Annotated in this window: 17 protein-coding genes; 16 read left to right on the top strand and 1 reads right to left on the bottom strand. The window is 48.4% G+C overall.

The genetic code is table 11. The annotated features are described in order from the left end of the window. Nucleotides 1-38 precede the first annotated feature (38 nt). The 14 genes from BMY78_RS30600 to BMY78_RS30670 all read left to right on the top strand — a co-directional run bounded on the left by BMY78_RS30600 (nucleotide 39) and on the right by BMY78_RS30670 (nucleotide 20,577). Nucleotides 39-1,460 (top strand): alpha-L-fucosidase, encoded by a 1,422-nt coding sequence (locus BMY78_RS30600; protein WP_371129209.1) that lies wholly within the window; start codon nucleotides 39-41, stop codon nucleotides 1,458-1,460. 142 nt (nucleotides 1,461-1,602) lie between these two features. Next, nucleotides 1,603-2,469 carry a sugar phosphate isomerase/epimerase family protein gene (locus BMY78_RS30605; protein WP_090905054.1) on the top strand — a complete coding sequence of 289 codons (867 nt, stop codon included), beginning with the start codon at nucleotides 1,603-1,605 and terminating at the stop codon, nucleotides 2,467-2,469. Between the two features lie 260 nt (nucleotides 2,470-2,729). Beyond that, nucleotides 2,730-3,788, top strand: coding sequence for a Gfo/Idh/MocA family protein (locus BMY78_RS30610; protein ID WP_090905056.1), 1,059 nt, complete (start codon nucleotides 2,730-2,732; stop codon nucleotides 3,786-3,788). 365 nt (nucleotides 3,789-4,153) lie between these two features. Then, nucleotides 4,154-5,566: an alpha-L-fucosidase gene (locus BMY78_RS30615; RefSeq protein ID WP_090905058.1), complete on the top strand. Its 1,413-nt coding sequence runs from the start codon at nucleotides 4,154-4,156 to the stop codon at nucleotides 5,564-5,566. A 314-nt stretch (nucleotides 5,567-5,880) separates the two neighbouring features. Further along, entirely contained in the window at nucleotides 5,881-6,861 is a 981-nt protein-coding gene (locus tag BMY78_RS30620) for an ABC transporter permease (RefSeq protein WP_090905060.1), read from the top strand. 15 nt (nucleotides 6,862-6,876) lie between these two features. Then, nucleotides 6,877-7,785: a carbohydrate ABC transporter permease gene (locus tag BMY78_RS30625; RefSeq protein WP_231952803.1), complete on the top strand. Its 909-nt coding sequence runs from the start codon at nucleotides 6,877-6,879 to the stop codon at nucleotides 7,783-7,785. Between the two features lie 128 nt (nucleotides 7,786-7,913). Continuing rightward, nucleotides 7,914-9,551: a type 2 periplasmic-binding domain-containing protein gene (locus BMY78_RS30630; RefSeq protein ID WP_090905062.1), complete on the top strand. Its 1,638-nt coding sequence runs from the start codon at nucleotides 7,914-7,916 to the stop codon at nucleotides 9,549-9,551. Nucleotides 9,552-9,747: 196 nt separating this feature from the next. Continuing rightward, nucleotides 9,748-11,970, top strand: a complete 2,223-nt coding sequence (locus BMY78_RS30635; RefSeq protein ID WP_177185929.1) for a helix-turn-helix domain-containing protein — start codon at nucleotides 9,748-9,750, stop codon at nucleotides 11,968-11,970. Nucleotides 11,971-12,014: 44 nt separating this feature from the next. Next, nucleotides 12,015-14,327, top strand: a complete 2,313-nt coding sequence (locus tag BMY78_RS30640; RefSeq protein ID WP_090905066.1) for a glycoside hydrolase family 3 N-terminal domain-containing protein — start codon at nucleotides 12,015-12,017, stop codon at nucleotides 14,325-14,327. Beyond that, on the top strand, nucleotides 14,324-17,425 hold the full coding sequence (locus BMY78_RS30645) for an alpha-mannosidase (protein ID WP_090905068.1): 3,102 nt from the start codon (nucleotides 14,324-14,326) through the stop codon (nucleotides 17,423-17,425). Before BMY78_RS30640 ends, BMY78_RS30645 begins: the two co-directional genes overlap by 4 nt. Before the next feature lie 139 nt (nucleotides 17,426-17,564). Further along, nucleotides 17,565-18,440: a sugar phosphate isomerase/epimerase family protein gene (locus BMY78_RS30650; RefSeq protein WP_090905070.1), complete on the top strand. Its 876-nt coding sequence runs from the start codon at nucleotides 17,565-17,567 to the stop codon at nucleotides 18,438-18,440. A gap of 12 nt (nucleotides 18,441-18,452) precedes the next feature. Next, nucleotides 18,453-19,325, top strand: a complete 873-nt coding sequence (locus BMY78_RS30655) for a sugar phosphate isomerase/epimerase family protein (protein WP_090905072.1) — start codon at nucleotides 18,453-18,455, stop codon at nucleotides 19,323-19,325. A gap of 293 nt (nucleotides 19,326-19,618) precedes the next feature. Continuing rightward, nucleotides 19,619-19,846: a hypothetical protein gene (locus tag BMY78_RS30660; RefSeq protein ID WP_053782996.1), complete on the top strand. Its 228-nt coding sequence runs from the start codon at nucleotides 19,619-19,621 to the stop codon at nucleotides 19,844-19,846. A 299-nt stretch (nucleotides 19,847-20,145) separates the two neighbouring features. Further along, complete coding sequence (locus tag BMY78_RS30670; protein ID WP_090905076.1) at nucleotides 20,146-20,577, top strand: VOC family protein; 432 nt, start codon at nucleotides 20,146-20,148, stop codon at nucleotides 20,575-20,577. A 129-nt stretch (nucleotides 20,578-20,706) separates the two neighbouring features. Here BMY78_RS30670 and BMY78_RS30675 read toward each other — a convergent pair whose 3' ends face one another. Continuing rightward, nucleotides 20,707-21,579, bottom strand: coding sequence for a hypothetical protein (locus tag BMY78_RS30675; RefSeq protein WP_090905078.1), 873 nt, complete (start codon nucleotides 21,577-21,579; stop codon nucleotides 20,707-20,709). Between the two features lie 369 nt (nucleotides 21,580-21,948). Here BMY78_RS30675 and ytxJ point away from each other — a divergent pair, with 369 nt between their 5' ends. Together ytxJ and BMY78_RS30685 are read left to right on the top strand one after the other, a co-directional pair. After that, nucleotides 21,949-22,488: a bacillithiol system redox-active protein YtxJ gene (gene ytxJ, locus BMY78_RS30680; RefSeq protein ID WP_177185930.1), complete on the top strand. Its 540-nt coding sequence runs from the start codon at nucleotides 21,949-21,951 to the stop codon at nucleotides 22,486-22,488. A gap of 111 nt (nucleotides 22,489-22,599) precedes the next feature. Continuing rightward, complete coding sequence (locus BMY78_RS30685) at nucleotides 22,600-23,358, top strand: spr1630 family ClpXP-sensitive toxin (RefSeq protein WP_090905082.1); 759 nt, start codon at nucleotides 22,600-22,602, stop codon at nucleotides 23,356-23,358. Nucleotides 23,359-23,373 lie beyond the last annotated feature (15 nt).

The following is a 23,373-nucleotide window of genomic DNA, read 5'->3' on the forward strand; positions in this document are numbered from 1 at the left end:
TAAATACAACCGATTGGGTGAAGGCAGCGGCACAGGTCGTGCCATCAGAACGTCAGCTGAAATGGCAGGAGATGGAGTTCTATGCATTTATTCATTTTACCATGAATACGTTTACAGATCAGGAGTGGGGAACGGGAAATGAAGATCCCGATATCTTTAACCCTTCTCATCTGAGTGCCCGGCAATGGGTTCAGGCGTGCAAATCTGCCGGTATGACCGGATTAATTCTCACATGCAAGCATCACGACGGGTTTTGTTTGTGGCCAAGCCAGTACACGAAACATACGGTAGCCGCCAGCCCTTGGCGAAATGGTGCGGGTGATCTGGTGAAAGAAGTTGCCGATGCCTGCCGTGAAGGCGGGTTGAAGTTCGGTATCTATCTGTCTCCTTGGGACCGTCATGAAGCATCCTACGGAGATTCAGAGCGATACAACGAATTTTTCGAAAATCAGCTGCGTGAGCTGTTAACCCAATATGGTGAAATTTTCTGCGTGTGGTTCGACGGAGCTTGCGGAGAGGGGCCGAATGGGAAAAGGCAGGTCTACGATTGGGATTCCTATTATGCGCTGATCCGGGAGTTGCAGCCAGAGGCTGTAATCTCGGTATGTGGACCGGATGTTCGCTGGTGCGGCAATGAGGCAGGTCATACCCGGACTTCGGAATGGAGCGTCGTACCTGCCTACTTGCAAGATAATGAGAAGATCCAGGAGCAATCGCAGCAGGTGGATGATGGTGAGTTTGCCAGCAGAATTAATACACAGGATGCCGATTTGGGGAGTCGGGAAGTGATCCGGCAGCATGAGGGCAAGCTCATCTGGTATCCCGCAGAAGTGAATACATCCATCCGTCCGGGTTGGTTCTATCATGCAAGCGAGGACGATCAAGTCAAATCGCTGGAGGAACTGCTTGGCATCTATGATGGAGCGGTTGGCGGCAACGCCAATTTTCTACTAAACCTTCCACCAGATCGACGCGGCCTTATTCACGAACAGGATATTGAGCGGCTGCAGCAGCTCGGAGACTTTTTGCGCAGTACTTATCGGCAAAGTCTGGCTGTTGGGGCGAGAATTCAGGCATCGGATACCATGGGTGATGAACATGTGGCTACCCAGGTATTGCTTGAGGAATCTGATACGTTCTGGTGCCCATCTGAAGGAACTGAACTGGCTTGGCTGGAAGTAGAGCTGCCGGAGGAAAAGCGGTTCGACCGAGTTGTTCTCATGGAGCATATCCGTTCAGGCCAACGAATTGAGCGGTTTACGCTGGAGGCAAAGGGTGAGAGTGGCGATTGGCAGGAGCTGTATCGCGGCACGATTGTTGGTCACAAACGAATCTGTAGTTTCGAACCTTTTACCGCCAGAACTATTCGTCTGACCATTCATGAATCCAGATGGTATCCAACGTTGTCCTGGCTGGGTGTATATCTGAGCAAACAAGAGGTGCATGAAGCTGGCGATTGAGCCGTAACATTTGTAGATAAGCCGATTTTGGATTCATCCCATGGAAAATAGAGTAGCAAACGATTATTGGTAATTGTATGATCTTATGGAAAAAGGTATATGTAAGGTAGAGCCACACACCAGCAGGAGAGGATGAGAGGATATGAAAGTAGGACTCAGCACATACAGTCTGCAACAGGCACTGGATGCCAAGGAACTGACTGTACCCGACGCCATTCGTTACATCGCCGAGCAGGGCGGAGAACATGTGGAGATTGTTCCGATCGGGTACAGCCTGATCGACCAACCGGAATTAATTGACCAGATTCGAGAGGCTGCGCAAGACGTGGGAATTGATATTTCCAATTACGCAATAGGTGCCAACTTCGTTACTAGAGAAGGCCCGGATGCGCTTGAAAATGAGATTGCTACTGTCATGAAGCATGTGGATGTCGCTGCCGCACTTGGCGTTACGAGAATGCGCCATGATGTTGCGTTTCGTCCTGCACAGGAGGGCACTGTTGCCCAGTTTGAAGCGGACCTGCCTGTTCTGGTGAAGGCCTGTCAGCGAATTGCCGATTACGCAGCGAGTCACGGCATTACCACAAGTGTGGAGAATCATGGTTACTATGTGCAGTCCAGTGAGCGTGTCCGGCGGCTGGTGCATGAGACGGCACGTGAAAACTTCAGGACAACGCTGGATATCGGCAATTTCCTGTGTGTGGATGAAGACCCGGTTAGCGCTGTGAAAAACAACATTCCTTATGCATCCATGGTGCACGCCAAAGATTTCTATTGGAGACCATCCTACCGTAATCCTGGAGAGGGCTGGTTCCAGACCGCACATGGCAATTACCTGCGCGGAGCGATTGTGGGTCACGGGGATATCGACATGCCGGAAGTATTCCGTGTGCTGAAGCAGTCCGGTTATGACGGATATATCTCTGTCGAATTCGAAGGTATGGAAAATTGCAAAACAGCATCCAGAATTGCGATGGATAACGTCCGCCGCTTCTGGGAGGAAGCATAAGCAGCGACTTACTACTATATAAGTGGAATCAATTTTTATATGTAAGGCTGAAGTAACAGAGGGGAAGTTTGGAACTGTAGGAGCGGTAGCGCCCGCCTTTGTCTGCGGATTTCAACTGCTGAGAGCGGTTGATACAAGAAATCTGTAGACAACAGCGGCCGAAAGTCCAAACATTCACCGCAGTTACGTTAAGCCGATTATCATATGTTTTGAATTAACTGATATAACCATCATTCAACTTATTATGGAGGGGAAAATCCATGTCCAAACTTAAAATTGCCGTGATCGGTGCAGGATCTATTTCCGATTTTCATTTACAAGCGTATGACAGCAATCCCGAAGTTGAAATATACGCCATATGCGACCTGAATGAAGCACGTGCCAAGGAAGCGGCGAAAAAATATAACGCTACTCATGTATTCACGGATTATAAAGAGCTCCTGGGATTACCTGAAATCCATTCGGTCAGCATCTGTACCTGGAATGATACACATGCCGAGATCAGCATTGCTGCTCTGGATGCGGGTAAAAACGTACTTTGCGAGAAGCCGCTCTGTCAGACGGTAGAAGATGCATTGGAGGTGGAGAAGGCTGTTCATCGCAGTGGAAAGCTGCTTCAAGTTGGCTTTGTACGCCGCTATAGTGACAATGCGCAGATCCTGAAGAAGTTCATTGATGAAGGCGAGCTGGGAGAGATCTATTATGCCAAGGCATCCTGTCTGCGGCGTTTGGGAAATCCGGGCGGCTGGTTTGCAGATGTGGAACGTTCTGGCGGCGGCCCGTTGATCGATATTGGCGTGCATATTATTGATATCTCTTGGTACCTGATGGGCAAACCGAAGGTGAAAACCGTGTCCGCGAATGTCTCCAATCGATTGGGTAACCGTGCCAATATCCGTAATCTGTCGTTCTACCAGGCAGCGGACTATGATGCGAACAAAAACACCGTAGAGGATATGGCGAATGCGTTGATTCGTTTCGAGAACGGGGCCAGCCTGCTGGTGGATGTAAGCTTCACACTGCACGCGAAGCAGGATGAAACTTCGGTCAGACTCTATGGCGATAAAGGTGGAGCTGAACTGGAACCGGAAATTTCACTGATTGGTGAGAAATTCGATACCATTTTGAACATGACGCCACAGGTGGATTTCAAATCCCTTGATTTCGCAGGTTCTTTCCGTAATGAAGTCAATCATTTTATCGACAGTACCCAAGGACGCAAAGAGACGCTAAGCCCCGTTGAGGATGGCGTTGAAATCATGAAAATCCTCTGTGCCATCTACGAGTCCGCACGAGAAGGACGAGAGATTTCACTGTAAATATGCTGTTGCGATCCGAAAATGGCAACGCCGCTCGAAGTAGTGAGGTCTAACAAGTCTATACTTGTTGAACCAACATTTCGCCAAAATGGAGTTAGAACCAATCTGAAGAATGCACTGCAATCGAAATGACTGGGCTTAATATGTCTTTCTTAGTTGAACGAAATATTTACACAATAACGGAGAGGGCAGAACGAATCTGAAGAAGCGGAGCGCTCGCCTTTATCCCCGGATTTTCCCCTTAGGAAAGGGAATCGAAAAAATCTGGGGATAACAGCGATCGGAAGATTGTTTTGACCGCGCAGTGGTCCAGTGTAATGCTATTTATTCAGCGTATGACATCCAATCCAAAGGAGATGAACGGGATGAGCGAAACCAAAGATACGGTGCTGGAACAGGAAGAGCAGGTTGTCGAAGCCGGAGTGCACAACTTTAGCAAAGAAGAGGAATGGGTGAAGCCTGAAGATCCGTTGCTGAATGAACGTCTGGAGTGGTTCAAAGATCAGAAGCTGGGGCTGATGATGCATTGGGGTCCCTATTCTCAGCTTGGACTCGTGGAGTCCTGGGCGCTAAGTGACGAGGATGGCGATTGGTCGCGCAATGATATCGACTGGACTGACGACATGGAGCATTTCAAGCAGGAGTACTTTGATCTCAACAAAACCTTCAATCCCATTCGCTTTCAGCCTGAAGAGTGGGCACAGATGGCCGCTGATAACGGGTTCAAATATTTCCTGTTTACCACTAAACATCATGATGGTTTCTGCATGTGGGATACACATACCACCGATTATCGCATCACGGGCAAGGATACTCCTTTTCATACCCATAAGTATGCGGACATTTGCCGGGCGCTTTTTGATGCTTTTCGTGCCAAGGGACTTGGCATCTCGGCTTACTTCTCCAAAGCGGACTGGCATACGCCATATTACTGGACACCTGGCATGGAGCGGGGAAGCCATATGTGGCGTGGACCATCCTATGATCCGAAAGCGTATCCATGGCTGTGGGAGAAATTCGTGGAGTTCACGCATGAGCAAATTATGGAGCTGCTGACCAACTACGGACGAATCGAATGTCTGTGGCTGGATGCAGGCTGGGTACGTGAAGGCCGTCACGGTCAGGATATCCGATTGGGAGAAGTGGTGGAGCGGGCACGTCAAACAACTCAGCCGTGGCTCCTCGCAGCAGATCGCACAGTAGGTGGACCGTATGAGAATATCGTAACTCCGGAACAGACCATCCCTGATCATCCAATGAATATTCCTTGGGAGAGCTGCATCACGGTGGGCAATTCCTTTGCGTTTGGATATGATGATCAGTATAAGTCAGCAAGACAGTTAGCGCATATTCTGCTTGAGGTCGTATCCAAGGGCGGTAATCTGGCACTGAATGTGGGACCACAACCGGACGGACGTCTTCCAAAAGGGGCAGTCCGAAGCATTAAAGCCCTCGGAGAATGGATCGGCACTCACGGGGAGGGCATCTATGGCACGCGGATTTGTGGACCATACTTCACAGGAGAGTGGGCTTTTACACGTAAGGAAGATCTCAACGTATCGTATGCCTTCCGTCTGTACAGAAGCGAAAACGAGGCAGTACAATCACAGGTGATCATTCCATATATGGAAAAGGTGGAGCGAATTGAACTCGTCGGCACAGATGATGTGCTGTCATTCCAAAGGACGGAAGATGGACTTGCTGTAGAGTTGCCACAAGCGGCAGTTACAGAAGTAGCACCTATCACGCTGACGTTCAGATTGTTCACAAACCAATAAATCTACACTTCAAATCCCGGGGGACTTTTACAGTCCTTCGGGATTTTTTGGGTTGGTGATTTTTTGCGATATACCTATGCTAAAGGACGATTTCCCCTTGTCCGGCAAGGGTTTTGGGAATAAGGAGAGGTGGGAGAAAATTGCAAATTGATAAAAGAACACCGCTCAAGGTACTATCGATTTAAGAAAGCGTTACCTGACATTAATCTTCACACGGATGACGCTGTTACAGAAAAAAGAGTCAAAGAAAAGGATGTTTAAGGGATGTAAATGTAATGTATTATTACACTTAAGGTGTAGAAGGAGTGACGCGAATGAGTCGAGCTACGGAAAGCATACCTGCACCGGTGGAGCTCCAGCAAGGAAAGAATTACGCAGAACCCAAGCGACAGCATCCATTTATCAGAAGCCTGAAGAAGCATTGGGAGCTCTATCTATTGGTGCTTCCTCCCGTATTGTATCTGTTGATCTTCAAGTACATTCCAATGGTTGGTGTACAGATTGCCTTCAAAGACTTTAGTGTCGTCAAAGGAATCTGGGGCAGCCCATGGGTTGGACTGAAACACTTTGAAGCCTTTTTCGAATCCCCGAACTTCTGGCTGCTAATCAAGAATACGATTGGGATCAGTTTCTACTCGTTACTCGCCGGATTTCCCATTCCGATCCTGCTGGCGCTCGCGCTGAATGAGATCCGAACAGGTTACTTTAAGAAGACCGTCCAAATGGTCACGTATGCTCCGCATTTTATCTCCACAGTCGTCATGGTATCCATTATCATTCTGATGCTGTCACCGCATGTGGGTGTTGTAGACAAGCTATTTACCTTCCTGGGTTTCCCGATGACCAACTTTATGGGCATTCCCGAATACTTCAAATCCATCTATGTGTGGTCGGGTGTATGGCAGGGCATGGGCTATTCATCGATCATTTATATCGCGGCTCTCGCTGGCGTTGATCCATCCCTCTATGAGGCAGCGAAGATGGACGGCGCTTCAAGGCTTCGTAAAATCTGGCATATCGACCTTCCAACGCTCGTACCAGTCACCGTCATCATGCTGATTCTAAGTCTGGGTAGCATTATGGGCGTGGGCTTTGAAAAAATATATCTAATGCAGAACCCGCTCAACACGAGTGCATCGGAAGTCATCTCTACGTATGTGTACAAGGTCGGTCTAATCGGGGCCAACTTCAGCTTTTCCTCGGCAGTAGGATTGTTCAACTCCGTGATCAACCTGATCCTGCTGGTTATCGTCAACGGCATTTCCCGCAAAGTATCCCAGAACAGCTTGTGGTAAAGGAGGAGCTCATCCATGTTCAACCTGATGAATCGTAACCGGATCAAGGACCCGCTCGGTGACCGTATCTTCATGACATTCAACTATATCTTTCTGTTCGCCATACTTCTAACGGTGTTTTACCCGCTCTTGTATATCATCAGTTCTTCGTTCAGCTCCTCGCGTGCCGTTACATCCGGTCAGGTGTGGCTGTTCCCGGTAGACTTTAACATCAAGGCCTACATCTCCATTTTCAAAAGCCAGCAGCTCATGCTCGGTTTCTACAACACGATCATCTATACCGTTGTAGGCACATTTATCAATGTGGCGCTTACGGTCATGCTCGCGTATCCGCTATCGCGCAAGTCGTTTTACGGACGGGGAGCCATCATTATTTTCATGATGATCACGATGTTCTTTGATGGCGGTCTGATTCCAACCTATCTCTTGATGAAAGACCTTCATCTGCTGGATACTCGCTGGGCGATGTGGCTGCCAGGGGCGCTCGCCGTGTTCCAGGTCATCGTAGCGAGAACCTTCTTCCAGTCTTCCATCCCGGAAGAGCTGGGGGAGGCGGCGGAAATGGACGGATGTCGGGACATCCGGTATTTGATCAGCGTGGTTCTTCCGTTATCGAAGCCGATTCTGGCGGTCATGACCCTGATGTATGCGGTGGGCCACTGGAATGCGTACTTTGATGCCCTGATCTATCTTCGTTCCGAGAAGCTGTTCCCACTCCAGTATGTGCTGCGCAATCTGCTAATTCTAAACGCCGCAGACCCAGCAATGTTGGCCAATACGAGCCAGCAGCTAAGAGATCAGGGGTTCGAGCAGGTCCTGAAATACGCACTGATCGTAGTTGCCAGTATTCCTATTCTCATCATGTACCCGTTTGTGCAGAAGCATTTTGTTAAAGGGGTTATGGTTGGCTCGCTCAAAGGATGATCTTTGTCATCTGCGTCCGTTACGTCACTTGAAAGGAGGTGGGGGAACACTCCGGCTTCCGGGATAAGGTTTAACACGAGTACGCAATCAGAATGTTATGCCGTTTTCAACAAAAAGGAGGAGTCAGATTGAAAAAATCTTGGATTTCGATGTTGTTTCTGGTCTTTGCTTCGATGGCTTTGTTGTCCGCATGTGGTTCATCCGAGGATGCGGGTACAGGGAGCGACGGTAGCGGGGAGAGCGGTGGCCCGGTAACGATGACCTTCTTTGCCCCACAAGGTAAAGCGTCCATGGAAGAAAATGAGTTCACCAAATTTATCGAAGACAAGTTCGATGTTACCCTGAAATGGGATCTGGCCCCGACGGACGCTCTGCAAGACCGCAGACAGTTGCTGCTGGCGAGTGGGGATTATCCCGAAGTGTTCCTCCATGGCAAGTTCACGACCTCAGACCTTCAAACATACGGAAAACAGGGCGTGTTCCTCCCGCTGCAGGATCTGATCAAGCAGTACGGTCCGAACCTGTCCAAGATGATGGAGGAGAAGCCGTACTTCAAAGAAGCGGTAACTGCGCCGGATGGCAACATCTACGCTCTGCCGATTTTCAATGAATGTTACCACTGTACGTACGCTCAGAAATACTGGATTAACACCGAGTGGCTGGACAATCTGGGTCTCAAAATGCCTACCACGACAGAAGAACTCTACACGGTTCTGAAGGCGTTCAAGGAACAAGATCCGAATGGCAACGGCAAAGCCGATGAGATTCCACTCACGGGTGCACCCAACAAGTACGTGTGGAACGGCAACATCGATGCCTATTTAATGAACAGCTTTATCTATAATGACAACGATAAATATCTGATCGTGAATGATGGCAAGGTTGATTTTGCAGCGAATAAGGAAGAGTGGAAAAAAGGGCTGGAGTACATGCATAAGCTGTATGCAGAAGGCCTGATTGATCCGGCTTCCTTCACACAGAACGATCAGGCAATCGGGCAGTTGGGTAACAAGGAAGGCGATGAAGTGGTCGGCTCCATTACGACAGCGCTGGTCAGCTACCTCGTGAACACATATGACAAAGATATCACCCGCCACCAGCACTGGGACATCGTGCCTCCACTGAAAGGGCCAGATGGTGTGCAGACGACAGGCGCTACGCAAAGCGTAGGTGAGTTTGAGTTCGCCATCACCAATAAAGCGACCGAAGCACAACAGATCGCCGCGATCAAAATTGTAGATTATATGTTCAGTGAAGAAGGCGCTTTATATGCAGAGTACGGGCCGACCGAAGGAAAAGGCTGGAAGAAGGCGGATGCCGATGAGAAAAACATCAATGGTGAGCCTGCCAAATACAGCTACTACAACCTGCCTGAGCGTGACCCAAATGTTGTAGTCAACGAGAGTTGGTCACAGATCGGAGCACATGACTTGTCCAATACGTTCCGCAATCTGTTTGCAGAAGGTCAGAACCCACTGGAAGCGGAGGGTTACGGTACACGTCTAGCGCAAGCAACCAATGTATATGAACCTTATGCGCCAAAAGAAGTCTATCCTGCGAACGTATTTATCCGTCCTGAAGATACAGAAACCGCTGCGCAGCTCACGACAGCCGTCAAGGATTACGTGATGACCAATATGGCTCAATTCATTATCGGCAGCAAGAGCATCGATAAGGAATGGGGCGCGTACGTGAAAGGTTTTGATGGTCTGGGACTCAGCAATTACCTTGAGATTTACCAGCGTGCGATTGAGAAGAATCAATAAAGCTTGATGGATTCATGAATGAGGCTGTCCCGATGCCAACACAGGAATCGGGACGGTCTTCTCCTTTTGACAACCCCACTTCATCCGATATAATTTACTGAATATTTATGGAAAATTAGCGACCAGATTGGCGCGGTTGTCATTCCAGATTATGCAAAATGCTCATGCGTATAAACAGTGGTGGGGGGCCTCGGAGATGAACAACAGTTGGTTTAGACGTTTGCTGCTATCGTATTTGCCTGTTTTTTTTATCGTGACCACAATCCTGTTTATTATCTTCTTTCAGGTATTCAATGAACAGAACCGGAGAGAAGCACTCAAGGCCAATGAATTTCTGGCGTCACAGGTAACGCAATATTTGGACAATTCACTACGTTCCATTGACTTCAAGGTGCTGCGTGATATTTTGACCAATCCCAACCTGAAAAATTATTATTCGGTAACCGGAAGCGAGGATGTGTATGCCGGAATTCAAGCAGTCCAGGTTATTGATGAATTAAAAATAGAGTATCCGCTGATTGATTCCATATATCTGGTGAGATACAACGACGATACGGTATTCAGCAACGGCAAGGCAGTGCCGATTGAGGAATTCCCGGATGCAGCGTTTATTAAAGACAGTCGTGCTGCGGCAACGCAAAAGTGGGTGGGGGCGAGATCCTTTAAGGCATTTCCGACAGAGGAAGGAAAACAGGTCATTACACTCATTCGCGGTGTCGGAAACGGCACGGGTCTTGTGGTTGTTAACGTCGATCTGCCGACCTTGCAGAAATCCATCATGCAGATGTATGACCCTGAATTCACCTTCGTGAATATCTTCAATCGCTCCGGTGGCAATCTGTGGGACGGAGGAATTCAGGATGGAATTACGGCGGTTTCTCCCAAAACAGACTCAGGTGAAGTATTCTCCGAGTTTACATCCAGCTACAGCGGCTGGAAGGTACAGACGGGACTGAATAATGGCAAGATCGTCAAATTTGCCCTGAAATTTTATAATATCTGGTTTGTTTTTGCCGTTGCTGTTGTCCTGATTGGTGTGATATGGGTGATCTATGTGACACGTAGAAATTACAAGCCCATCCAGCAGATTGTCACGTTGATTGAGACGGTGGCTTCGCAGAAACAGCCAGGGGCGGGTTATACGAAGGATAACGAGTTCCGTTTTATCCAGACTACGCTGGAGCGAATGATTGATCAAACCAAGCAATATCAGGAGGAGCATGAAGAGAACCTGATTTTGCAGAAGAAATATTTATTTCAGGAGCTGCTGGAGGGTACGCGGGACTTTACCGGTAGTGAACTTACAGCGGAGATGAGCAGGTTCAAGCTCCCGCAGTTAGAGAATCGATGGGCTGTAATGGTGGTGGAGATCGATCAGTATTCCCGGTTCATGGAGGAGTACCACAATCAGGATCAATCCCTCCTGAAATTTGTGTTATCCAGCATTCTGCAGGAGAGTGCAAGGCACGAGGGCACCGAAGTATGGGCAGAGTGGATATCGGATCAGCGTCTGTATGCCATACTCTGGATTCCCGAAATGGAGAAAGGTGGGGAAACCGAGCAGAGACTGCTCTCCGGTTATCTGGACAGGGTTGGGCAGTATTTGAACTTCACCGTAACCATTGGTATTGGAAGAGTGGCAGTGGATGTCCGTGGTCTGAGAGCTTCGCTGAAGGAGGCGGTGCATGCCTTGGAATACAAGGCTGTGCTCGGCATGAATCGGATCATTCCATGCGGGGAGGTACCGAACTCAACCAATGATGTGTATGAATTCCTGAAGACGATCTCTTTGCTGGTGCAGGCGATGCGACTCTCGGAAGATGTGTGGGAGAAGCATTTTGACCGCTTGTTCGAACAGATCCATAAATCCGTGCTCTCCCGCCAGGAGATTATGAATACGGTCCAATTGCTGTTCCAGCACTATAACCGGGAGTTCGCAGAACTTCCACGAGAGTATCAGGAGCGATGGGCATCTGTATTTACACCACTTCTTCCTAGGTTGGAAGGTTGGGAGACGTTGGATGATTTACGCGCGCTGTGCTGGGAAGGTTTCCGTGAGCTGGCTGATGAGATGCAGACGCTTCATTGCTCCAGAAAACATAGATCTCATATTCTTGAAATTCGCAAGTATATTGAACAGAACTACAACAACCCCGAGCTGTCACTGAATTATCTAAGTGATCTATTTGATATCAATCCAAAATATTTAAGCAAGCTGTTTAAGGACGAAATTGGTGAGAAGTTCGTGGATCTTCTGATTAGTCACCGTATTGAGAAGGCGAAGCAGCTCATGCTGGAGACGGATAAGGCCATTCAGGAGATCAGTGAGGAAGTTGGGTATACGAATTACAATTCCTTCAATCGGGCGTTCAAGAATGTGGTGGGTGTAGCGCCTAGCGACTACCGAAAAGCCATGTGAGCCCATGCACCAGACTAAGCCGAACTCATAAGGAGAATGTGCATATGGACTATAAAGATGTTTCGCTTCCCATTCAGGAGCGGACCCAAGATCTGCTCGGGCGGATGACTACGGAGGAGAAGATAGGACAGCTGATCCAGCCGATGGGGTGGAAGACTTATGTGAAGAAAGCAGATGGTACGGTTCAGGTTACAGATGAGTTTAAAAAGGACATCGCAGAGGGCGGGATTGGGTCGTTGTATGGAGCACTTCGTGCTGATCCCTGGACGGAAGTGACGCTGGAGACTGGCCTGACCCCTAGGCAAGGAGCTGTTGCCACTAATGAAATTCAGCGGTATGCCATGGAGAACTCCCGGCTGGGAATTCCCATATTGTTCGGGGAAGAGTGTTCTCACGGGCATATGGCCATTGGGGCAACCGTATTCCCGGTGCCGTTAGCAGTAGGAAGTGCTTGGAACACGGAATTGTACCGCAAGATGTGTGAAGCGATTGCTGTGGAGACTCGGAGCCAGGGAGGAGCGGCAACATATTCGCCTGTGCTTGATGTCGTACGGGACCCGAGATGGGGACGGACGGAGGAATGTTTTGCCGAAGATCCATACCTGATCGGTGAACTGGCGGTTGAAGCGATAAAAGGTTTACAGGGTGACCGGCTCGATTCCAATCGGACGATTGTGGCGACACTCAAACATTTTGCAGCCTATGGCAGCTCGGAGGGTGGGCGCAATGCTGCTCCGGTGCATATGGGACTGAGAGAGCTGCACGAGGTGGATCTGCTGCCGTTCAAGAAAGCAGTGGAAGCCGGAGCATGTTCTGTCATGACAGCGTATAACGAGATTGATGGTGTGCCTTGTACGTCGAGTTCGTATCTGCTGAATGATCTGCTGCGCGAGCAATGGGGTTTTGACGGATTTATCATTACTGACTTTGGTGCAATTCAGATGCTCGTCAATGGACACAACACCGCGGAGAACGGGGAGCAGGCCGTCGCTCAGTCGCTTAAGGCAGGGGTGGATATGGAAATGTCCGGGTACATGTACCGTAAGCATCTCGGGCAGGCCCTGTCGCAAGGATTAATTGAAGAGCAGGATCTGGATACAGCGGTAAGGCGGGTGCTGGAGATGAAGTTCAGACTAGGTTTATTCGAACAACCTTTCGTTGATCCTGACTTTGCAGAGCAGGTGATCGGATGTGAAGAACATATTCAGCTGGCGAGAAAAGTCGCGCAAGAGGGAATCATTTTACTCAAAAATGAAGACAACACCCTTCCGCTCGGTAAAACAGGTACAAAACTGGCGGTCATTGGCCCAAATGCGAACCACGTCTACAACCAGCTTGGCGACTACACCTCGCCGCAGCCGAGAGGACAGATCGTTACGGTGCTGGATGGGATTACGCGCAAGCTTGGTGCTGACACCGGAAAGGTGCTGTACGCACCAGGCTGCCGGATCAAAGGGGATTCCAGAGAGGGCTTTGCGCAAGCGCTCGCCTGTGCTGAAGAAGCAGACACCATCATTATGGTGATGGGAGGGTCAAGTAGCCGGGATTTTGGCGAAGGGACCATTGATCTGCGGACGGGGGCATCCGTTGTTACGGATGATCCATGGAACGATATGGAGTGCGGCGAGGGGATAGACCGCTCGTCTCTGAACCTGATGGGGGTTCAGTTGGAACTGGTGCAGGAAGTACATAAGCTGGGGAAACCGGTTATTGTCGTATATATTAACGGACGGCCGATTGCTGAATCATGGATTGATGAGCATGCCCATGCCATTGTGGAAGCGTGGTACCCGGGGCAGGAGGGAGGCAACGCTATTGCAGATATTCTGTTCGGTGATGTGAATCCATCTGGTCGTCTTACCGTCTCCATTCCCAAGCATGTAGGTCAGCTTCCGGTCAGCTACAATGCCAAACGCACTCGGGGTAAGCGATATCTAGAGACAGATCTGGTACCACAATATCCGTTCGGCTTTGGGCTGAGTTATACGGAATTCAAGTACGAGAATGTAAGAGTTGTGCCGGAAGTAGTCGGACCAGACGATGAAGCCGAGGTGCAGGTAGAGGTCACAAATACGGGAGTGGTTGCAGGAAATGAGGTGGTGCAGCTGTATATTACGGATGTATCAGCTTCGGTCACCCGAGCCGAAATTTCACTGAAGGGATTTCGTAAAATTCATCTGAAGCCGGGACAGACCCGGACGGTGACGTTCCCTGTGCAAAAAGAACATCTGGAGCTGGTCGACTCCCGTCTTCAGCCTGTTGTGGAGCCAGGTGAATTCAAACTGATGGTTGGCAGCAGCTCTAGAGACTGGGCTGCTTGTAGTTTACACATCCAGAAGGTGGGGGTGGAGGTATGATTCGAATTCAGCGATTCATTCAAGATCTGGCTCAGCAGCAATGGAAGGATACCCTTGAGCTTCCGGAGTGGCAGATGCAGAAGGCCAAGTATATCCGGCCAGGGGAATATGAGTATGAACAGGAGAATGCGGCTGTTCAAAGCTTGAATCCGCTCCATAGCAACCATGGAACGACTTATTTTCTGAGCAAAATCGTAGAGATTCCGGCTAATTGGGAGGAAGATGGGGTCGGATTGATCTTCGAGGCCGGGGGTGAAGGGCTGCTAAGGGTAAATGGTATGCCTTATCACGGACTGGATCGCAATCATGGGTATGTACCGTTACCGAAGAGCCGTGTGGGAACTACGCCTTTGCTGGAGATTGAGCTATATGATCCCATACCGGAACCACATGACCCCTTGAATCGACAGGCGGTCATCCAGCCGCCAATTCAGGGCATCCGAGCCGCTTTGGTTCGTGTTAATTCGCCTTTACAGAGTCTAATGTATAGCATTACGGTACTTGCAGAATCACTCAGAGCATTGCCGGAGATAGACTTAAAGCGCACCCGTCTTATCCGGGATATTCATCAGGTGATGGATAAGATGTACAACGAACCGGAGCGCTGGAGTGAAGCGGCGTGGGTGCAGCATTGGGAAGAATGGCTCGCACAGTCGGTGCAGGAGGAAGACCCGGAAGAGTACCGGGACGGATTCATGCATCTGGTTGGGCAGTCCCATATCGATATTGCCTGGCTGTGGCCTGTGCGTGAGACCGTGCGCAAGTCCAGCCGCACCTTCTCCACGATGTGTACTTTGATGGATGAGTATCCGGAGTTCGTGTATTCGCAGAGTCAACCGCAGCTGTATGCATTCGTGAAAGAACACTATCCAGAGCTGTACGAACGAATCAAAGCCCGAATTGCCGAAGGCCGCTGGGAACTAGTTGGTGGCATGTGGGTAGAGCCTGATCTGAACATTCCGAGTGGCGAGTCGCTGGTGCGGCAGATCTTATACGGGCAGAACTTTTATCAGGAGGAGTTCGGCAAGCGTTCAAACATCGAGTGGCTTCCTGACACGTTTGGCTACTGTGCTTCGCTGCCACAACTGCTCAAGCTGGCTGATATTCCTTATTTTATGACCACCAAGCTCAATTGGAATGATACCAACGTTTTCCCGTATGATCTGTTCCACTGGGTGGGCATTGACGGCACCTCGGTGCTTGCGTATCTCAATCATGGAGTGAATGAACATACCCGGCCCAAGGATGTCGATGAGCACTGGCAATCCTACAAGCAGAAGGATGTACACCCCGAGCAAATGCTGCTGTATGGGCATGGCGATGGTGGAGGAGGGGTAACGAACGAAATGGTTGCGTTCGCAGAGCGATCCCATTTCATGGTTGGGCAGCCCATCAGCAATTTCAGTACAGCTGGCGCGTTTTTCGAAGAAATTTCGAACAACAATCCTAAGCTGCCCCAATGGCATGGCGACTTATATCTGGAACTGCACCGTGGAACCTATACAACCCATGCGCGCAACAAACGGAGCAATCGCAAAGCGGAGGTGTTGTATCGGGAAGCGGAAATCTGGGGGCAGTTTGCCGGAGTTGAAGCAGCTCAGTCGAAAAGTGATCTGGATGAAGGCTGGAAGCTGATTATGCTGAATCAATTCCATGATATTATCCCGGGCACGTCCATTCCCGAAGTATACGTAACATCTACGGAAGAGTATACGAAAGTATTGGCTCTGGGGACATCGGCTATGGATGGTACTCTTGGCCGTATTGAGGACCGCATTGCGACAGATGGCTTCGACGGTCTGCCCTATGTTGTATTTAATAGCCTAGGCTGGGAGCGGGGAGAAGTCATTACGATTACAGGCGACGAGAAACTGAGCGGTATAGCAGCGTTCGACCATCGGGGTATTCGTCTGCCGAGTGACCTGGAGGCAAATGGAGACGTGCTGACATTGTCAGTCTATGTCCGATCTATTCCGGCCTTTGGATATACAACGTTATGGCTACGCCATGAACCGGATGCCAATCTGCCTGCATTGAAACAGGATGAATCTTTCCCTTCTGTCTGGGAAACGGACTTTTACACGCTTGAATTTAACGATGTAGGAGAGATCACCAGATGGTATGACAAATCCATGCAACGGGAGTGGCTGAAGCCGGGCGATAAAGCGAATGAGTTACAGTTTTTCCATGACAGGCCAACGTATTGGGATGCTTGGGATATTGATCCGCGGTTTGAATCGCAGCGAGCAGGAGTGGCAGAGCTGATCTCCAAAGAAGTAGTACAGCGTGGAGTAACGCAGGATATCCTTCGGTTTCACTGGAAGTTAAACGAGTCGGAGATTCACCAGGATATTATCCTGTATCGTCATCAGCGACGTGTTGATTTCAAGACAAAGGTGAACTGGGCGGAGAGCCATAAGCTGCTCAAAGTGGCTTTTCCCGTTGATCTGATATCAGCCAAGGCAGCCTACGAAATTCCGTTTGGTGCGCTGGAGCGACCAACCCATAACAACACCAGCTGGGAGCAGGCCCAGTTTGAAGTGTGTGGTCACCGCTGGGCGGATATCTCCGAGGGCAACAGTGGTGTAAGCCTGCTGAACGATTGTAAATATGGATATGACATCAAGGATCAGACGATCCGTCTTTCCCTGCTTCGTGCTCCAAAATGGCCGGATGAACATGCTGACCAGGGTGAGCATGAATTTATCTATTCCCTGCTGCCGCATCAGGGAGATTGGCGGGAAGCGGGTGTGGTACGACGTGCGATGGAACTAAACCACCCGGTTCGGGTTGTTGCGAGTGAACGACACTCTGGCACATTGCCGGCAGAACATAGCTGGGTTCATTTCCATAGTGAACATGTTATTCTGGATACAATCAAGGCTTCCGAAGATGGCACGGGAACGATACTTCGTTTCTATGAGTCATCTGGTGGAAGAGAAACGGTTCAGGTTCAATGGGCTGACGCGTGTATACAGACGTCTGTAGTCAATCTGTTGGAGGATGAAATTAGACCACTAGCTTGTCATGATGGGAAGTTTGAGCTGACGTTCAAGCCATATGAAATTCAAACCGTGAAGCTGGTTTCAACAGATTAGTCTCAGGAAACCGGATAAGAAATGATCGGAGAAAAAGGAGTGACCGGGTAGGGGTCGAAAATTGTATAGAGCATTCCGTCCGTCATGAAGGCTCACCAGGAATGGAAAATCAAATACTGATTTAACGGGAGGGTATGGCATGAAATTAACAAACAAGATTGGCGTTATCGTGGATAGCTTCGGTGTAGGTGTACGTGAAGGATTAAGCAAAGCGAAAGATGTAGGTGCAGAAGGCGTACAGATCTATGCAGTCCATGGAGAGATGGACCCCGAAAACCTCTCTTCGGCAGCTCGCAAGGAGTTAAGAAGTTATATCGATTCTCTCGGTCTTGAAATTTCTGCCCTGGTTGGCGATTTGGGCGGTCACGGGTTTCAGGTCAAGGAAGATAATCCGTGGAAAGTAGAGAAGTCCAAGCGCATCGTGGACCTTGCTCTGGATCTAGGTACGAATATCGTTACAACACATATCGGTATTGTTCCGCACGATCCTTCCTCCGAAGTGTATGCCACACTGCATGCCGCATGTGAGGAACTGGGCCAATACGCCAAAAGCGCAGGAGCCTACTTCGCGATTGAGACGGGGCCGGAAACGGCAGCAGACCTGAAAGGGTTTCTGGATACCCTGTCTACGAACGGGGTTTCGGTGAATTTTGACCCGGCGAACATGGTGATGGTTACCGGAGATGATCCTGCACGAGGTGTTCATCTGCTCAAGGATTATATTGTGCATACCCATGTGAAAGATGGTGTGCGCCTGAAGGAAGTAGACCCGAGGGACGTATACGGTGCAGTAGGATATGCCCCTATGGATCATGAGAAAATTGCCGAAATGGTCTCTTCCGGAACGTTCTTCCGTGAGGTACCGCTGGGCGAGGGCAGTGTGGATTTTGACGCATACTTTGCAGCCCTTCGGGATATTGGCTACAAAGGTTATCTGACGATTGAACGCGAGGTAGGCGATCAGCCGGAACAGGACATTCGCAAAGCGGTTAAATTTATCCAACAATACCGATAGGGAGCTGAGCAGATGAAAGTGGGCCTGAGTACGTATAGCTTGTTGAACGATCTGAATTCGGGTGAAATGACGGTTCTGGATATCATCGACTGGATTGCTGCAAATGGTGGCGAGCATATGGAGATGGTTCCGTATGGCTACACCGTGGAGGATAATCCTGATCTCGCCGATGCCATTCGGGAGCGGGCTGCTTCTGCGGGTATTGAGCTGTCCAACTATTCGATGCCTGCGAATTTCGTGCAGGAGACGGAAGAAGCTTTTGAAGAAGAGATAGCTCGGGTCAAAAGACATGTCGATGTTGTACACCGAATGGGTGTAAAGCATATGCGTCATGACGTAACGGCGTTTACTTTGCCTAAGGAGAAAATGACCATTGCCTGGTTTGAGGAACATTTGCCGCTGATGGTGAAGGGAAGCCAGATCATCGCTGATTATGCTGCGCAGTTTGGCATTACAACAACCATTGAGAATCACGGCTTCAGTGTGCAGGCCAGTGACCGTGTGCAGCGTGTGCTTCATGCCGTAGATCGTCCCAACTTCAAAACGACACTCGATATCGGCAACTTCATGTGCGTGGATGAGAATCCGATTATCGGGGTCATGAAAAATCTGCCGTACGCTTCTCTGGTCCACTTCAAGGACTTCTATTTCCGCCCTTATGATGAGCATCCGGGTGAAGGGGAATGGTTCACAACCGCTTACGGCAACTTTCTACGCGGTGCCATTGTGGGGCAAGGAGATATTCCAATCCGCAAAATTGTGAGGCTGATTAAAGACTCCGGTTATGATGGTAACATTACGATTGAGTTTGAGGGCATGGAGGAATGCAAATCTGCTTCCAAAATCGCCATGAGCAACCTGCGCCGCTTCTGGGAAGAGGCTTAAGGCAATCATTTAGTTTTATATCTTGGGGCCACTTGAAGGAAGTGGCTCTTTATGCACTTCTTATGTTGAGGTATATACACGTGGAATGGGTAACGTTAAGCGAACTGATTAAGTGCTCAGATGCCTCTCCATTCCCGGCATTAAGGCAGTTCGAGGTGTTGGCTCGCGAAGCCTAATTTACTAACATTAATTGGTTCTACATAAGGATTAAGTTACGATCATCACAAGTATGGTATAATGGATCTATTCAGCCTGGAAAATGACTGGCTATGGATAGGGGAGATCACTGATCTATGCAGGTATTCGAGGACTGGAACCAGAAAGTGAAAAAAACGTTTAATGCTACGAATCCCGAGGTTGTATTGACGGTTTCTGAAGCAGGGAGTTTGCTCGGTCTGACCAAAGATCAGATGAAACTTTATGTAGACAAGAATAAACTAACTAAGGTCCCGATCATGAGAAGTGTTCACCGATACCTCTTGTTGAAAAGTGAAATAGATAGCATCGTAAAAACGCGCTAACCTCATAGGATCGACCACGCCATTTTACCGACAGGATTCGGGAGAGTGGTTTTTTTTTGTGAAGACAGCGAGGATAAAATAAGGATTACAGGACAATCCTACCAATGGATGATCTTTTTTGACCTAGCACTGCCCAAGATGAGGGACAAAGTGGCCAGATCCCCTTTTGAGAGGCAGGAATTGTTCATAGAGAAGCTTGCAGAAATCCCTTCTTGTCAACGGACAACCTATTCGTATATACTCATGTCGCAAGTGGCAGGAATGGTTAAATTACATGATATCAAGGAGATGAAGCACGAATGGCGATTAGCTTGAATGTGTATCTTGTAACGGATGGTAACGGACGTGAAGCAGTGGAATTTTATAAAAAGGCATTTGGAGCGGAAGTGCTGGCTCTCCAGACATTTGGCGATGGTCCTTCCAACCCAGACCACCCCGTACCACCCGAAGCGAAAGATCGCATCATGCATGCTTCCTTGCAGATTGGAAGTTCTGTATTGATGTTATCTGATACATTCCCTGGCATGCCTTATATTGTAGGTAATCATGTGAATGTCACGGTGAACACAGATACTGCCGAAGAAGCCAAAGCGATTTTCAACCAACTGCAAGACGGTGGCGAAGTGAAAATGCCGATCCAGGAAACATTTTGGAGTCCGGCCTACGGCATGGTTATCGATAAATTTGGCGTTCAGTTCCAGATTAGCTGTGTTGCAGCCAACCATCAGTAAACATCAGTAGAAATTGCGAGTTTGTGCCTCCACTATATATGATGAAACTACAAAACCTCCGAGACATGAGTAACGTGTCTGGAGGTTTTTTGTGACTCCTGCAAGGTGTGTATATTTGCTAATCTAAAATTAGACTTCTTTCTGAATCTTGGAAGGATTGTTGATTTTGTAGGGAACAGGATTCTTGGCCAGCTTTTTCTTGATAATCTTGGCTTCAAAAGTAAGCACATCACCAACCTCAAGCTCCTGCTTCTTGATCGTGGCACTGTGGCTGGACCACGCTTCGCCCACATCAACAACTTCGGGCTCGGTGATCGTAACGGCTTCATAGATAATGACTTCATCATCATTGTCGGAGAAGTGGTTCGGCACGGTTGTAAATTCCTTCACAACCGCAGACATTTTCACTTTACCCTCTGGCAATTCAATCTTAAGCGATTTAGCTTTACCTGCGGTTTTTGCCTTTGGTTTAGCAGCGCTGCTTGTTGCGTTAGCAGGTCCAACATACTCTTCCACCAGACCGTCAGGGTCGCCTTTTAAAGCAGAGGAGGAATCATCGTCATCCGTGTCCACATCCAGTTCTGAATCGGAACTATGCAAACCGGATGTAATCTCATCCAAATTAGTCACAGGTTCAGAATTTTGTACAGCTTCAGAAGTGGTGAGATTCTCTGTATTGCTTACCACGACTGGTTCGCTAGACTTGTCCGTTCCCGCTGCAATCGAACTTCTCACATTATAGCTGGACGCCTGCATTTCTTTCAGATAAGACGGATGAATACAGTGTTTCTGATCATTGTCCAATTGAATGACTGCTGCCATATGATCGACAAAGCCAACGATGGTGCAAGGCATATTCAGCCCATTCCCTTTATAATAGAACGTTTTGACCTTCGTTGCTTTTTCCGAAAGCAGGCCCCATTCCTGGCACTTCTCAATCAACTCGTCTTCGTTCTCCAAAGCGGTATAATACTGCGGTTCGATCATAAAAGCATATCCCATAACGATTTTCCGCCTTTCCAATCAGTTCTTCATATTCATCGTTGCCAAATTACACTCAGTGTATCACAAAAATGGACCCTTCGATGAGGAATATAAAAGCGCCTGCGTAGGCGCCTATGGTATAATTTTCTGGAGACAACGGGCGGAAATTACCATAATGAAGTCATAAACAAAAACCCACCGTTAAACAGGTTGACTGCCTGCGGTGGGATTTGCTCTGCATCTGAATAGATGCTCCGTGAGAGGGTTTTACCTCTCCTTGTTGTCTGTTCTTATGTTACCATAGCCCTTTTATACAGGCAAACGAGCGACTGTTCCTACATTAAAGTAAATATTATTATATAAATATCTGCAAGGAGGATGATCTCCATGGATAAAAAAGCGAATCCTCAAACTCTTTGGCTTGGGGTGGGTATTGTCATTGGAACGAGTATTGGTGTGGCAACGAACCAGATCGCTCTGGGGATAGCCTTTGGTGTGGCACTGGGCGTCGTGGTTGGATCTGTCGTTAGCAAACGTGCAGGCTCGGGGCTGGATGATATGCTGAGTGAACATGTCAAGGAATTGCGTAAGCAGGAGGACTGGGAAGAGGTACTTGAGCAATCGCAGGATCATCCGGTGCTGCTGCTGAAACACAGTACAACTTGTTCAATCAGTGCGAGAGCATACAGGGAGTTTATGGCGTTTGTGGGCTCGAACGCATCAGATCCCGCACAGAAGATGGAGTACCGGATCGTCAAAGTCATCGAAAGTCGCTCGCTGTCCCGCCGCATTGCGGAAGACACCGAGGTTCACCATGAATCGCCTCAAGTGCTGCTGCTGGACGGCGGCCAAGTTATTCAACATACGTCACACGGGAAAATTACCCGGAAGAGACTGCTGCAATGGGCCCAGAATCCGTTTGGATAAGGGCATTGAAATCACTTCCACTTTAAAAATAACAAAAAAAATCATATCCTTACATGTGAAATTCGATTAAAATATAAATGGCCTTCATATTTCTGAATCGGAGTGATCCATATGGAACAATATAAGTTCAAGTCGGAACATAGTCAGATGATTGTTGATGCTATTGTTGAAGGATACCGTGACTATATTGAGCACCGTAAAGATCGGAAAAAGAACATGAAGATTAGTTCAGCGTTTGCCTGGACTAAAGGTAACTTTATTGAAAGTAAAATCGCAGATTTTTGTGTTGAACAAGGATTCACTCACAAAAAATCCAAAGCAGGTTTAACTTGGGATTACCTTCAGTTTACACACGAAGATTCAAAAGTAATATTTCTGATTAAGAATGCTGTTTATTTTAATGAATATAGTTTTTCCAGAGCTAAGCTGCCTACGGGTGGTGACAACAAGGGTGCTTTACGTACGTATCTACATGATCTTTCCAAGATTAATAAAGACTTGGAATTCTCCTTAACCCAACCCTCCTCTACTGGGCAAGCTAAGTTCGAGAGAGTGGAGCAACTTTGTTTACCTATTCCAGAAAGTCAGGTCAGTCGTGTGAAAGAAGAACTTGAACATTTTGCTTCTACGTATAATGAATTCCATATACTCACTTATGCTATTGATGAAGCATTTCAAATTTCTAGGATTCAACATTATCTGCCCAATCCGCATGATAATATAGCCTATTTTATAGAAGATTTATCCGATCGTATCTCAGGTGCAGAGTTGAATGATAGTGACCGCGAGGTCCTTGCACCAGACATGGAGGATATCGTCGACCCGGCAGCATACGATATTCAAATTTTGGAAGAAGAACAATGGGGATAATCCCCCGGTAGTTCA

Origin of the sequence: Paenibacillus sp. OK076 (genome assembly GCF_900110055.1) — a bacterium.
In the GTDB taxonomy this organism is placed as follows: Bacteria; Bacillota; Bacilli; order Paenibacillales; family Paenibacillaceae; genus Paenibacillus.

Bases quoted from the DNA above. Each gene is read 5' to 3' on its own strand.
- BMY78_RS30605 (WP_090905054.1), top strand. From the start codon at position 1,603: ATGAAAGTAGGACTCAGCACATACAGTCTGCAACAGGCACTGGATGCC.
- BMY78_RS30610 (WP_090905056.1), top strand. From the start codon at position 2,730: ATGTCCAAACTTAAAATTGCCGTGATCGGTGCAGGATCTATTTCCGAT.
- BMY78_RS30615 (WP_090905058.1), top strand. From the start codon at position 4,154: ATGAGCGAAACCAAAGATACGGTGCTGGAACAGGAAGAGCAGGTTGTC.
- BMY78_RS30620 (WP_090905060.1), top strand. From the start codon at position 5,881: ATGAGTCGAGCTACGGAAAGCATACCTGCACCGGTGGAGCTCCAGCAA.
- BMY78_RS30625 (WP_231952803.1), top strand. From the start codon at position 6,877: ATGTTCAACCTGATGAATCGTAACCGGATCAAGGACCCGCTCGGTGAC.
- BMY78_RS30635 (WP_177185929.1), top strand. From the start codon at position 9,748: ATGAACAACAGTTGGTTTAGACGTTTGCTGCTATCGTATTTGCCTGTT.
- BMY78_RS30640 (WP_090905066.1), top strand. From the start codon at position 12,015: ATGGACTATAAAGATGTTTCGCTTCCCATTCAGGAGCGGACCCAAGAT.
- BMY78_RS30645 (WP_090905068.1), top strand. From the start codon at position 14,324: ATGATTCGAATTCAGCGATTCATTCAAGATCTGGCTCAGCAGCAATGG.
- BMY78_RS30650 (WP_090905070.1), top strand. From the start codon at position 17,565: ATGAAATTAACAAACAAGATTGGCGTTATCGTGGATAGCTTCGGTGTA.
- BMY78_RS30655 (WP_090905072.1), top strand. From the start codon at position 18,453: ATGAAAGTGGGCCTGAGTACGTATAGCTTGTTGAACGATCTGAATTCG.
- BMY78_RS30660 (WP_053782996.1), top strand. From the start codon at position 19,619: ATGCAGGTATTCGAGGACTGGAACCAGAAAGTGAAAAAAACGTTTAAT.
- BMY78_RS30670 (WP_090905076.1), top strand. From the start codon at position 20,146: ATGGCGATTAGCTTGAATGTGTATCTTGTAACGGATGGTAACGGACGT.
- BMY78_RS30675 (WP_090905078.1), bottom strand. From the start codon at position 21,579: ATGGGATATGCTTTTATGATCGAACCGCAGTATTATACCGCTTTGGAG.
- ytxJ (WP_177185930.1), top strand. From the start codon at position 21,949: ATGGATAAAAAAGCGAATCCTCAAACTCTTTGGCTTGGGGTGGGTATT.
- BMY78_RS30685 (WP_090905082.1), top strand. From the start codon at position 22,600: ATGGAACAATATAAGTTCAAGTCGGAACATAGTCAGATGATTGTTGAT.